The sequence below is a fragment of the [Clostridium] saccharolyticum WM1 genome, from assembly GCF_000144625.1.
GTDB classification, from domain to species: Bacteria; Bacillota; Clostridia; order Lachnospirales; family Lachnospiraceae; genus Lacrimispora; species Lacrimispora saccharolytica.
On the sequence record NC_014376.1, the window covers coordinates 101,189 to 113,644 of the forward strand.

A 12,456-nucleotide genomic window follows, 5' to 3' on the forward strand; every position below is an offset into this window, starting at 1 on the left:
CCGGATCCATGAAAAAGAAGGAAACCATTGAAAATAAAAATTCTTTGAAAAGCTCCAGGACTGCCTGGAAGCCGGGAAATATGCTTTACCCGGTTCCTGCGGTCATGGTAAGCTGTCAGAGAGAGGGGGAAGCCCCCAATATTATTACCGTGGCATGGGCAGGAACCATATGTTCATCTCCTGCCATGCTGTCCATTTCTATCCGCCCGGAGCGTCATTCCTATGGGATCATAAAAGAAACGGGAGAGTTTGCGGTAAATCTGGTAACAAAGGATCTGGTACGGGCAGCGGATTACTGTGGGGTAAAATCCGGCAGGGAAGTGGATAAATTTAAGGAAATGAAGCTGACTCCGTGTTTCCTGGAACATATCAAAGCCCCCGGTATAGAGGAAAGTCCGGTGAGTTTAGCCTGCAGGGTAGTGGAAATCAAACATTTGGGAAGCCATGACCTGTTTCTGGCTGAGGTGACCGGAGTGTCTGTAAACAGCAGGTACTTGGATGAAAAGGGGAAATTCCGCCTGAATGAGGCAGGACTTATCGCCTATTCCCATGGAGAATACTTTGAACTGGGGAAAAAACTTGGAAGTTTCGGCTATTCTGTGAAAAAGGCAGAAAAAAGGCCGTCTGGCAGGAGGAAAAACAAATGATAAGTAAGCTTGATAACATTACGCTGATCGGCATGCCGGCTTCCGGCAAAAGCACGGTGGGCGTTCTGCTGGCAAAACGCCTTGGATATTCCTTTGTGGATGTGGATATTGTAATCCAGGAACAGGAGGGACGCCTGTTAAAGGAAATTATCGCGGAGGAGGGCCAGGAAGGCTTTATGGCTGTGGAAAACAGGATCAATGCCGGGTTAAAGGCCCACCATAGCGTCATTGCCCCGGGAGGAAGTGTGATCTATGGAAAAGAAGCTATGGAGCATTTAAAAAAGATCAGTACAGTGGTGTATTTAAAGCTCAGCTATGAAAGCATAGAAGAACGGCTGGGGAATCTGGTAGACCGGGGAGTCGTGTTAAAGGATGGAATGACCTTAAGAGACTTATATGAGGAAAGAGTCCCTTATTATGAGAAATATGCGGATATAATCATGGATGAGAACGGACTTGATGCTGGAAAAACGGTGGACATGCTGAGATCCATTATGGAGGAAAAGTTTGGTCTGACAACATAGCAGCAGTTTTCAACAGAAGCTTATAAGGATGATATAGCAAAGGTGTCCCTAAAGCCACACTCCGGCTTTGGGACACCTTTTCTTTAAATCTTTAATTGGAACTTCTTCATTAAAAGCTTCAGCATCTGGGCCTGTCCGGCCATTTCCTGGCTGGCTGCAGCACTTTCCTCCGATGTGGCGGAATTGGTCTGGATTACACTGGATATCTGGTCGATTCCCTGAGTCACCTGGGCTACTGCAAAGGCCTGGTCCTTGGATGCTGTGGAGATCTGGTATGCTAAGTCCGCCGCGATTTTGGAAGACTGGACTATGCGGTCCATGGATGTGGCAGTCTCCTTGGCGATGTGGTTCCCGGATTCGATGGAAGCCAAAGCACGCTGGATCAATGCGGCCGTATTCTTGGAAGCTTCCTGGCTTTTATTGGCAAGATTCCGGACTTCATCAGCCACCACGGCAAAGCCTTTTCCTGCTTCACCTGCCCTTGCTGCCTCCACGGCTGCGTTAAGAGCAAGAATGTTGGTCTGGAAGGCGATGTCTTCTATGGTTTTGATTACCTTTCCGATTTCTGATGATGCGCTGCTGATGTCAGCCATGGCATTGGTCAGCTCCTGCATCTGGGTTTTTCCGAATTCCAGCTCTGCCGCAGTATTGCTTACCTGCTGGTTGGTTTCTTTCGCATTTTCCGCATTCTGGTTTATGTTATTGGAAATATCGTTAATGGTGGCGGCCAGTTCTTCAATGGATGAGGCCTGCTCTGTCGCACCGTGGCTTAAGGCCTGGGCGCTGCTTGCCACCTGCTCGGCTCCTGATGCCACCTGGTCGGAAGACTGGGTTATTTTTGCCATAACATCATTTAAGGAATCCGTCAGATTCTGTATGGAGATCTGCACGGAACGGAACTCCCCCTTAAACTCCTCCGGGTCATGGGGAATGTGAAAGTTCCCCTGTGCCATCTGGCTTGTGGTGGAAGAGATATAATCCATGTAGTAAGATAAACGCTCCATCATGGTCCTCATGCTGTCAGCAAGATGACCCAGTTCATCCTTGGAGCGGTATTCCAGCCGGCATTTCAAATCTCCCTGGGCCATACGGTCCGCAACCTTTTTCAGCTCATCGATGGGACGGGTAATTCCCCTTGTAATTGCGATTGCAATCATAACGGATGTAACAATGGAAATAAAGATGATTGCACCCATAATTGCAATGAATACGGAGGTCTGACGGGAGAGATGCGCAGACTTGATATCTCCGGCGGTTGACTTGTCAGACAGCATGGTATTGATGGTATTGGCGATTTCTGCTGCCAGGGGAGCTGCATAGCTTCGGAAAAATTCCATGGACTCCTGGGGGGATTTTGATGCAAGCTCAATCGTATGGCTGCGGATGTCTTCATAGGATTTCATCTTTTCTGTAAGCTGGCTGTAAAGCTCCTTTTCTGAAGCTGTTTTCATCCTTGCCTGAACCAGCTGCATCTTTTCGTTTATGACATCGATCTGTTTGGTAAGGTTTTCCTTCTGCTTGGCAGTTTCCGCGTCGTCTTCTGAAAAGATGATGTATAAGACTGTGGCCCGGTGTGCCTGAAACGCCTGTCCCAGGCTTCCGATATCCCCCTGGGCAAATCCATAATCCTGCAGCTCCGCATGATATTCCTCATTAACGGTACGAATGAGCAGGATTCCAATGGTTCCGGCCAGACCTGCAAACAATACTACAATGAGAAATGCAACTAGCAGCCGGTTCCCTACCTTTCGTTTTTTTAACATATAGCTTCCTCCCTGATTTTAGAATATATTTCCGTAAAACGCTTGCTTCCATGTACTTTTGGAAAGTTACCAAATTAAACATTTAATTACATTATTATACAATATTCCTTCTATTAGTAAAATTCCAAATTTTGGAATTATTAATAATTATAGTTATTTCTACGAATTTAGTCAATACGGTTGATCATTCCGTAAAATATCCCTGCAGGAGGTATCTTCCGGCGCAATGAAAACCTGGAAACCGGCGGGACATGGAAAGAATAAGGGGGAAAAAAGGTACCGCTTTGAGGCGGCACCTTTTTTCCTATTCCTGATGGATCAAAACCGGAACTGGTCCATAAGCCCTTTTAAAATCTGGGCCTGTCCGGAGAGCTCTTCGCTGGTGGCGGCGCTTTCTTCTGCCGTTGCGGAATTGGTCTGAACCACACTTGATATCTGGTCGATACCCTGAGCCACCTGAGCAATGGAATCAGCCTGTTCCTGGGAGGCTGTGGCGATCCCATAGATCAGGGAGGCCATTTTTTCGGAGGAAGCTGCGATCCGGTCCAGGGAATCCGCTGTTTCTCCAGCGATATCGGTTCCCTTCTGTACGGAATGGGCAGAACTTTCAATGAGGATGGCGGTATTCCTTGATGCCTCTGCGCTCTTTGATGCTAAATTGCGTACTTCATCCGCAACTACAGCAAATCCTTTTCCGGCCTCCCCGGCGCGGGCGGCTTCCACCGCCGCATTCAGAGCCAGAATATTGGTCTGAAAGGCGATATCTTCGATGGCTTTAATGATTTTACTGATTTCCCCTGAAGTCTGGTTAATTTCGTTCATGGCATCCGTCATTCTCCCCATCTGCTCTTTCCCGCTTTCCAGATGAGAAGAGGTTTCTTTTGCCTGGAGTTTGGCCTCTTCTGCATTTTTTGCAGTTTGATCCACATGAGAAGAAATCAGGCTTATGGTAGCCAGCAGTTCTTCCACGGAGCTGGCCTGCTCCGTAGCTCCCTGGGAGAGAGCCTGCGCCCCTGCGGAAACCTGTTCTGCGCCTGAGGCCACTTCCCCTGAGGAATGACTGATCTTTAAAAGCGTCTCACTAAGTCTTGTCCGCAGTTGGGTCATGGACTGAAGGATTCCTCCAAATCCACCCACATAGGCGGATTCGCAGGCAGATGATGCTGTTAAGCTGCCGTCTGCCATTTCATTGAGAATATGATCCACATCACCGATGATCATTTTTAACCCATCCACCAGCTCACGGGTAGCTCCTGCCAGGATACCGGTTTCGTCCTGGGCAGTAATTTCAGGAACCGGAGAATCCAGATCTCCTTGTACCAGCCTTTTTAAGCGTTCGGCACAGGCAGTCACGGGATTTCCGATTTTTCCTGCCAGAACAACAGATATAACTCCGGCCACAAGCAGTGCTGCAATAAGCAGTACAGACGAAATAACGATTCCGGTCATGGTAGCTCCCATAAAATCAGACATTGGTGCTTTCAGCCCGAAGCTCCAGCCGTCGGTTCCTTCAATGGGGGCATAAGCCAGAAATTCTCTTACACTGCCCCTGTTGTAACGGCCAAAGCCGCTTTTTCCTTCCGTCATTCCTTTTTCAAGCGCGGCAAGGGCTGCCAGCCCGGGATCTGTCTTTGCAGTGTCCTGGATATTTATTCCATTGGTTACCTTCTCCATATCCACATCGGCAATGACTGCTCCGTTTCTGTTCAATATGTAGGAGCTGCTTCCCTTGCTTATATTTATATTGGCAACAATATCATTTAAAAAGGTCTCCGTGGGGACAAAATATACGACGCCCACTACTTTTGAATCCGGAATGCCCTTGTCCCACAATGGGGCAGATATTATGATGGTAAGCTGTCCGGTGACCTTGCTGATCAGAGGATCGGAAATCACGGTCTCTCCCTTCATGGATTTCTGGAAATAATCCCGGTCAGAATAGTCTTTTCCGTCAAATATACTGACTCCGTCCGTTCCCAGTATGTTACCGCGCTGGAAACCGTGTGTCCTGGCTCTCTGGTCTATGATGTTTTTTTTGTCTTCCACACTGGTTTCTGAGCTGGAAAGGCGGCTGATGCTGCCCACTTCATAGGCAATATTCGTATAAATATCCAGTTCTTTGGAAACTCTCTGTGAGGCGGTGCGGGCCAGCTCCGTCATGGTCTGGTTCATGGTCCCGATCATACTGGAATAGTTTAAATAAATACTTGTGCCTCCAACCGCACACAGGGATAGAAAAACCGTCATAGCCATACTAAGCAATATTTTCGTTTTTATACTCTTCATTATCATTCCTCCTTCGTATTTCGCTTAAGCCGGAAATAACAGGAGCTGTCAGCGGAATTACTATGATTTGAGTATACTTTATATTGGAAAAAATGTCTAATTCCTTTTCTGATGGATATGGAAGGGATCAATAAGTAAATGAATATGAAAGGTTTCAGGAAGCAAATCAATAACCTGATCGAGGGCACAATTTTATGAGGAGACAGCAGAATGATAATGGGTCAAGTATTAAAATAATTATTATTAAAACAGTATTGACTAAAATGATTTTATATAATATAATGAAAATACCTAAATGGTATAAAAAGTTTCAATGTTAATTGTGCAATATGCACGTAGAAAAGGGGGTATTTTTTATGTTTAAACAACTGCAAAAATTGGGTAAGGCATTTATGCTTCCGATCGCCATTCTTCCGGCGGCAGGTCTTCTGCTGGGAATCGGCGGAGCGCTGTCTAATCCAAACACAGTGGCTGCCTATCCGTTTCTGAACATTTTCGCACTTCAGGCCTTATTTACCGTTATGAGCAAGGCAGGAGAGGTAGTATTTGGAAATCTGGCACTTATTATGTGTATCGGTCTTGCAGTAGGCCTTGCGAAAAAAGACAAGGGCACGGCAGGACTGGCTGCAGCGGTTGCATTTTTAGTCATGAATGCGTCCATCGGTGCATTGCTTTCTGTCTTTAATCCTGATGGCAGTGCCATAGACACCGGAGTGGTTGGGTCCATTGTAATTGGCTGTATGGTTACCTATTTCCATAACAGGTACCGCAACATTCAGCTTCCCGCATTTTTAGGGTTTTTCGGAGGTTCCCGTTTCATTCCGATTATATCCTCTTTTGCAGCGATTTTTGTTGGCACGGTATTCTTTCTGATCTGGCCGCCATTTCAGAAATTACTGATCTCCAGCGGGCAGACCATTGCTGGCATGGGAGTATTTGGAACCTTCTTGTATGGATTCTTAATGAGACTTTGCGGGGCGGTTGGACTGCATCATATGATCTATCCTATGTTCTGGTATACTGAACTAGGCGGAGTTGCCACTGTAGGCGGCCAGCAGATTGCAGGCGCCCAGAAGATTTTCTTCGCCCAGCTGGCGGATCCTGATTTTACAGGAATGTATACGGAGGGGACCAGGTTTTTTGCCGGACGTTTTGATACCATGATCTTTGGTTTGCCGGCAGCATGTCTTGCCATGTACCACAGCGTACCGGTCAAACGGCGTAAGATGGTATTTGGTTTATTCTTTTCAGCAGCACTGACATCCTTTTTAACTGGTATTACCGAACCGATTGAGTTTATGTTCCTGTTTGTAGCTCCGTGGCTGTATGTGGTTCATGCATTTTTGGATGGTCTGTCCTTTGCCATCGCTGACCTTCTCAGCGTGCGTATCGGTAATACATTTTCCGGCGGTATTATTGACTTTACCCTGTTTGGAGTTTTGCAGGGCAATGCAAAGACCCACTGGATTTATGTGGTGGTGGTAGGAGTATTCTGGGCGGCCCTTTACTATGTGCTGTTCCGTTTCCTGATTACGAAGTTTAATATCCCGACTCCAGGCCGTGAAGAGGGGGAGGATGATGAGATCAATGTAGAAACAAAGGGCACCATAGCGGAAACTGCGGTTCGTGTGCTTGCAGCCCTTGGAGGCAAGGAGAATATTGAGGATTGCGATGCCTGTATCACCCGTCTGCGTGTGGCAGTAAAGGATATAAGCAAGGTTGACAAAGACGCCATCAAGCGGGAAGGAGCAGCGGCCGTGCTGGAGGTAAAGGGAGGCATTCAGGCGATATTCGGTGCAAAAGCAGATTTAATCAAATCAAAAATAAATGAAATAATCGGTGAGGATTAAGGAGATGTGTTACTTATGAATAGAGGTTTAATTGTATCCTGTCAGGCGCTTCCGGAGGAACCCCTGCACAGTTCATTTATCATGGGACGTATGGCAGTGGCGGCAAAGGAAGGCGGCGCAATCGGTATTCGTGCCAACAGCGTTGAAGATATCGAAGAGATCAAAAAAAATGTGGATCTCCCGATTATTGGAATTATCAAAAAAGTATACGCAGAGGGCAAGCCCTTTATAACGCCCACAATGACTGAGGTGGACGCCTTAGTCAGGACCGGCGTGGATGTGATTGCAGTGGATGCTACCATAAGTCAGGATGTGGATTTTCTCCTAAAGCTCCATGATAAGTATCCCCGGCAGAAATTTATGGCGGATATTTCAACGGAAGAAGAGGGCTTGCGGGCGGATGAAATGGGATTTGACTTTGTGGGCCTGACCCTGCTGGGATATACGCCTCAGTCCCAGGGACTGGATAAGTTTCAGGTGCTTCAGTCCCTGATAGAAAAGTGTAAACATCCTGTCATTGCAGAAGGAAATTTCAACACACCGGAGCAGGCCGCTCAGGCGATCCGGCTGGGTGCTTACGCAGTGGTGGTTGGAACTGCGATCACACGCCCTCAGTGCATCACCCAAAGATTTGCCCAGGCAGTGTCAAAGGTTTCTGAATAAATTTATGCCGCCCTTCCTATGGCTGTTAAAAAAGCCTGGGAAGGGCGTTTTTTGTCTTTCTGCGGAACCTTTTTGTGTTTTTATTTTGTTTATGATATAATATGAGCATTTAGAAAAGTATTTGGCGGGCATAGTGTTTTAATTAACAAAAAGAGTGCAAGGGGTACCAATATGGATATACTGACATCGATTCAAAAAGAATATCAGACATTTACAGATAAAGAACGAAGCATTGCAGATTATATTCTGCAGGAGGGCAATAACATCCGGAATATGAATATCTCTGTGCTGGCGGCTACCGTGGGTGTTTCCGATGGTACCATCACCCGGTTCTGCAAGAAGATAGGAAGCGCATCCTTTGCAGAACTGAAAATCCAGCTTGGGAGCGCAGGAGCTGGAAATAAAATTGCCCACTCCAACGACCTTGTTACGGAGGTTTATGATTTTTACAAAACGGTAATTGAAAACTCTAATAAGATGATGGATATGAATGCCCTGGGGAATCTGGCGGACCAGATCGTTCAGGCAGGAAATATTTATGTGTTTGGAGTCGGGTCGTCAGGACTGACTGCCGATGAATTCATGCTTCGCCTGTCACGAATGGGATTCCATGTGCAAAGTGTGACAGATTCCCATTTGATGCTGATTTACAGCTCCATTTTGGGAGCCGGAGATTTGATCATTGCAATTTCCATATCCGGTGAAACCGCCGAGGTTGCCAATTCGGTCAGGGTAGCGAAGCAGAATGGGGCAAAGGCCATCTGCCTTACCAGCTTTACCAACAGCACCATCGCCCAGTGCTCTGATTTTTGCTTCCCCGTAGTAAATCCTCTTTTTGTTGACCAGGAACGATTTGTAAACAGCCAATTATCGGCGCTTTATGTGATCGATCTTCTTTGCCTGGTGCTTTTAAAGGATGAGTCCCGGAAGAAAAAGATGAATATTACGGTGGAAACGATCATTAAGCAGTCTCATTTGAAGTAGCCGATCGGATAGCCGGTTCCGGTGTTTAGAGGAGAGGAATCTTTGATATGCCGCGGAGTGCTGAGAATTCAGTATTTCTGCGGTGTTTTGTTTTTTCTGTCCAGTGCCTGGCTGAACAGAACATTGCATTACATATTGACACTGGGGGAAAAAAAGAATACAATCAATCTAATTATGAATTTGATTCGTATATATAAACTTTCGGAGGTATGAAATGAATCGGACCGTAGAACGTACATTTATGATTTTGCAGTTGATCGCTGACAGGAAAAGGGGGATCACCTTACAGGAGATTACCAATGAAATGGGGATGGCTAAGAGCAGCGTTTTTGTCATTGTGCAGTCATTATTGGAGTTGAACTATATTACAACACTCCGGGAGAATGATAAGAAATATTGTTTAGGGATAGAGACTTTTTCCTTAGGTATGAAATATGTAGATGATATGAGTCTGATAAAAGAATGTACCGTAAACCTGCAGCCCATAGCTGAAAAATATAACAAGACAGCCTTTGTTGCAGTTTTAAATGGAACCAAAATCGTATATGTCCATAAATACGTGGCTCAGAATGCAAGATTGGCTTCCTGTGCCATTGGAACCAGAAAGGATGCCTATGCAACTTCCCTGGGAAAAGCAATTCTTGCATTTTTATCGAAGGAAGAACAGAGCGCAATTTTAGATAAGATTGATTTTAAGCCATTAACAGACTATACCATTACCTCCAAAGAACAGCTGCTGGAAGAATTGAGAAGAACGAAGGAGCGGGGGTATTCTTTGGATCAAAGGGAATTGGAGGACATCACCAGCTGCTGCGGAGCTCCTGTTTTTGACTATACGGGAAAAGTGGTAGCGGCTGTTTCTTTGTCCGATATTTATGATGAAACGCTTGATGATGAGCAGGTTGCGAAAGAACTCAAAGAAGCAGCGCTGCACATTTCAAAAAATTTAGGATATCATCCCAATCCATAATGAAATCGTTTTTTTATGGATGATTTCAGATTATAACTCCAGCCGCTGCACGGAGATTTTCTTATGCGAGAAGCAAATCCTTTGTTTACCATGAAGTTTACAGTACAAAGAGCATTCTCGCATTTTTTTATTTGTATGTTTTTCAATGCTGCCCGATTGAAAATCAGGTTATCAATATAAATTGCACATTTATGTTGACAAGAATTAAAATGAAATGTATAATATGCTCATATTGAAAACTTAGTTCTTATATATGAACTTTTAACCTTAAGATCTCTCATAAGAGATCTCATTTAATAAACAGTACTGTGAACGGAGTTCGTAATTATGAACAAGACAAAAGAGCTTTTTTTATTTCCCTATTTGGACTTATTGTTTTTTTCCATACTTGCCGCTGTTTCAGAGATTATGAGCTATGAGACTTTGAAATTTTGGAACAGCAGTTTCTATTTCAGCTTTTCCATGGCCCTCTGTCTCATTTCCATGATCCGCTGGGGAGCGACGGGTGTTGTAGTAGCCATGATCGGAGGAATACCCGGTATCCTGTTTTCTGATATGCCGCTTTGGTCCGGAATTTTATTTTATGTCCTGTCAAATGCATTTGTAGGAATTCCCATGCTGGTTTATGGAGACAGAAACAGGGACAAAATTGCCGACGGGCATGTGTTTTTGCTGCTTTATATCCTTCTTTCTCACTGCAGTCTGTCTGCTGGAAAGGGAGTGATGATATTTTTACTGACCGGAGAAACAACAGGAGCTAAGGATTATTTTGGGGCAACATTTTTTACCTTGATGATCAATATCATTGTATGCTGTGTGCTGCAAATGCGGAAAGGGCTGATTTGCGATATGAGATATTATTTTACTGAAATGGAAGGAGAAGGGAATGGAAACGGAAGAGATTAAAATGCGGGAGCCCCAGACAAAAAAGATATGGAAAGCTTTGAGGAAGGACTGGCGTTTATACGTACTTCTGCTTCCCCTGGTGATCTGGTTTGCGATGTGGGCTTATAAGCCAATGGGAGGGCTTCTCATTGCGTTTAAACGGTTTGATCCTCAATTTGGGGTCTGGGGAAGTGAATTTAAAGGAATTGACAATTTTATCAACCTTGTTTCCGGAGTCAATAAGGTTGAGTTTTGGCAGGCATTCAGAAATACGTTTATAATCAGTGCTTACAGCCTGATCTTTGGATTCCCTGTACCGATTATACTGGCCTTATTATTTGCTGAAATAGGAAATGATACGGTGAGAAAGCTGACGCAGACAGCAACCTATCTGCCTCATTTCCTTTCTGAGGTTACAATTACTGGAATTGCCCTTATGCTGGTTTACAGCGGTGTCCGCTCAACCGGAATTATCGCCTCTCTGCTCCAGCAAATAGGGCTTATTGAGCCGGGAGTATCCATCATGCAGAAATCCAATTATTTCAGGCCCCTTTATATTATGGTAGGGATCTGGAAAGAAAGCGGATATAATTCCATTGTTTATTTTGCAGCAATTATGGGGATTTCCCCTACACTGTATGAGGCTTTAAAAGTGGATGGGGGCAACAAATTCCAGGAAATCCGCTTTATCACATTTCCGGGTATGGCTCCGACTCTGATCATTATGATCATCATGAGGATAGGAAGTATGCTGACCATTGGCTATGAAAGAGTTTTGCTTTTATACAATGCCAATATTTATGTGACAGCAGATGTGCTCTCCACTTTTGAACAAAGAATCGGTATTCTGTCAGGCAATTACGGAATCGGAGCTGCAGTCAGCCTGTTTAATTCCCTGATTGCGTTTGCACTGGTGATCGGTGCCAATACGATCAGCAGAAATATATCAGAAACATCCCTGTGGTAGATTAGAAAGGCGGAAACAATGGAGCGCTTAAACAGAAGTGAAAAGATATTTAAGGTGTTTTCCTATACGATGATTATCATCTTTGCATTGCTTGCCCTGTATCCGGTTTTGTACGCTTTCAGCGTTTCAATCAGCGGAAAGGTAGCGTATGAAAGCGGCCAGATTGTACTCCTTCCAAAGGAAGTGACATTTCAGGCCTATGATATGGTGCTGCACAACAAAGGATTTTGGATTGCGTATACCAATACCTTGTTCTATACCGTGCTTGGTACTGCCTGGAGTATGGCAATTTCCATTACCGGTGCTTATGCATTGCAGAAAACAAAGCTGATGTTCAGACGGCAATGGAACTTTCTGCTGGTATTTACCATGTGGTTCAGTGCCGGGATGATTCCTCTGTATTTAAATTATAAGACCATGCACGTGGATAACCGGTGGGGAATGATTATAGCCTTCGGTGTCCAAGCATATAACATTATTCTTCTCAGAAATTATTTCAGCAGCATTCCAAAAGAAATTGAAGAAGCTGCAATCATGGATGGAGCCAATGAGTTTCAGATGCTTGGAAAAGTTTACATACCAATGTCCACTGCCAGCATTGCGACAGTAACCTTGTTTTATGCCATTTCAAGATGGAATGGTTATTACTGGTCAAGGATGCTGCTGGCAAACCCCTACGAGCAGCCGCTTCAGGTATATCTGCGGCAGTTGATTGAAAATTATCAGAAACTATATGATGAGTCTCCGGTTAATCTTGCATATTCCGCAGACAGTCTGGCTTATGCCATTATTATATGTTCGATCATCCCGGTGTTAGTTATTTACCCGTATATTCAGAAGTACTTTGCAAAAGGTGTGAATATGGGGGGAGTAAAAGGATAAATGTTTTATTCGCCATAAAGGCAGAAGGAGGATTT

General features: G+C 44.8%; 11 protein-coding genes. 9 read left to right on the forward strand and 2 right to left on the reverse strand.

Going from position 1 to position 12,456, the window contains the following annotated elements:
- Positions 1 to 8 precede the first annotated feature (8 nt).
- Both CLOSA_RS00480 and CLOSA_RS00485 read left to right on the forward strand, forming a co-directional pair.
- Positions 9 to 647, forward strand: coding sequence for a flavin reductase family protein (locus tag CLOSA_RS00480; protein ID WP_013270829.1), 639 nt, complete (start codon positions 9 to 11; stop codon positions 645 to 647).
- Positions 644 to 1,171 (forward strand): shikimate kinase, encoded by a 528-nt coding sequence (locus CLOSA_RS00485; protein ID WP_013270830.1) that lies wholly within the window; start codon positions 644 to 646, stop codon positions 1,169 to 1,171. The genes CLOSA_RS00480 and CLOSA_RS00485 overlap by 4 nt, the downstream gene beginning before the upstream one ends.
- 83 nt (positions 1,172 to 1,254) lie before the next feature.
- Here CLOSA_RS00485 and CLOSA_RS00490 read toward each other — a convergent pair whose 3' ends face one another.
- A complete protein-coding gene (locus CLOSA_RS00490; protein WP_013270831.1) occupies positions 1,255 to 2,934 on the reverse strand; it encodes a methyl-accepting chemotaxis protein in 1,680 nt (559 codons plus the stop codon).
- Positions 2,935 to 3,252: 318 nt separating this feature from the next.
- Positions 3,253 to 5,220: a methyl-accepting chemotaxis protein gene (locus CLOSA_RS00495; RefSeq protein WP_013270832.1), complete on the reverse strand. Its 1,968-nt coding sequence runs from the start codon at positions 5,218 to 5,220 to the stop codon at positions 3,253 to 3,255.
- A gap of 356 nt (positions 5,221 to 5,576) precedes the next feature.
- Between CLOSA_RS00495 and CLOSA_RS00500 the strand changes: the two genes are divergently transcribed.
- From CLOSA_RS00500 to CLOSA_RS00530, 7 genes are all read left to right on the forward strand, one after another.
- Positions 5,577 to 7,070, forward strand: coding sequence for a PTS transporter subunit EIIC (locus tag CLOSA_RS00500; RefSeq protein ID WP_013270833.1), 1,494 nt, complete (start codon positions 5,577 to 5,579; stop codon positions 7,068 to 7,070).
- A gap of 15 nt (positions 7,071 to 7,085) precedes the next feature.
- A complete protein-coding gene (locus tag CLOSA_RS00505; RefSeq protein WP_013270834.1) occupies positions 7,086 to 7,733 on the forward strand; it encodes an N-acetylmannosamine-6-phosphate 2-epimerase in 648 nt (215 codons plus the stop codon).
- Between the two features lie 171 nt (positions 7,734 to 7,904).
- The gene (locus CLOSA_RS00510) at positions 7,905 to 8,717 is read left to right on the forward strand and encodes a MurR/RpiR family transcriptional regulator (protein WP_013270835.1); all 813 of its coding nucleotides are present in this window, start codon (positions 7,905 to 7,907) and stop codon (positions 8,715 to 8,717) included.
- A 214-nt stretch (positions 8,718 to 8,931) separates the two neighbouring features.
- Positions 8,932 to 9,687: an IclR family transcriptional regulator gene (locus CLOSA_RS00515; RefSeq protein ID WP_013270837.1), complete on the forward strand. Its 756-nt coding sequence runs from the start codon at positions 8,932 to 8,934 to the stop codon at positions 9,685 to 9,687.
- 327 nt (positions 9,688 to 10,014) lie between these two features.
- Positions 10,015 to 10,593: a hypothetical protein gene (locus CLOSA_RS00520; protein ID WP_013270838.1), complete on the forward strand. Its 579-nt coding sequence runs from the start codon at positions 10,015 to 10,017 to the stop codon at positions 10,591 to 10,593.
- A complete protein-coding gene (locus CLOSA_RS00525; protein WP_013270839.1) occupies positions 10,574 to 11,539 on the forward strand; it encodes an ABC transporter permease in 966 nt (321 codons plus the stop codon). The genes CLOSA_RS00520 and CLOSA_RS00525 overlap by 20 nt, the downstream gene beginning before the upstream one ends.
- An 18-nt stretch (positions 11,540 to 11,557) precedes the next feature.
- Complete coding sequence (locus CLOSA_RS00530) at positions 11,558 to 12,421, forward strand: carbohydrate ABC transporter permease (protein ID WP_013270840.1); 864 nt, start codon at positions 11,558 to 11,560, stop codon at positions 12,419 to 12,421.
- Positions 12,422 to 12,456 lie beyond the last annotated feature (35 nt).

What these genes read in the sequence shown, in the direction of transcription:
- CLOSA_RS00480 (WP_013270829.1), top strand. Translation starts at nt 9, where the DNA reads ATGAAAAAGAAGGAAACCATTGAAAATAAAAATTCTTTGAAAAGCTCC.
- CLOSA_RS00485 (WP_013270830.1), top strand. Translation starts at nt 644, where the DNA reads ATGATAAGTAAGCTTGATAACATTACGCTGATCGGCATGCCGGCTTCC.
- CLOSA_RS00490 (WP_013270831.1), bottom strand. Translation starts at nt 2,934, where the DNA reads ATGTTAAAAAAACGAAAGGTAGGGAACCGGCTGCTAGTTGCATTTCTC.
- CLOSA_RS00495 (WP_013270832.1), bottom strand. Translation starts at nt 5,220, where the DNA reads ATGAAGAGTATAAAAACGAAAATATTGCTTAGTATGGCTATGACGGTT.
- CLOSA_RS00500 (WP_013270833.1), top strand. Translation starts at nt 5,577, where the DNA reads ATGTTTAAACAACTGCAAAAATTGGGTAAGGCATTTATGCTTCCGATC.
- CLOSA_RS00505 (WP_013270834.1), top strand. Translation starts at nt 7,086, where the DNA reads ATGAATAGAGGTTTAATTGTATCCTGTCAGGCGCTTCCGGAGGAACCC.
- CLOSA_RS00510 (WP_013270835.1), top strand. Translation starts at nt 7,905, where the DNA reads ATGGATATACTGACATCGATTCAAAAAGAATATCAGACATTTACAGAT.
- CLOSA_RS00515 (WP_013270837.1), top strand. Translation starts at nt 8,932, where the DNA reads ATGAATCGGACCGTAGAACGTACATTTATGATTTTGCAGTTGATCGCT.
- CLOSA_RS00520 (WP_013270838.1), top strand. Translation starts at nt 10,015, where the DNA reads ATGAACAAGACAAAAGAGCTTTTTTTATTTCCCTATTTGGACTTATTG.
- CLOSA_RS00525 (WP_013270839.1), top strand. Translation starts at nt 10,574, where the DNA reads ATGGAAACGGAAGAGATTAAAATGCGGGAGCCCCAGACAAAAAAGATA.
- CLOSA_RS00530 (WP_013270840.1), top strand. Translation starts at nt 11,558, where the DNA reads ATGGAGCGCTTAAACAGAAGTGAAAAGATATTTAAGGTGTTTTCCTAT.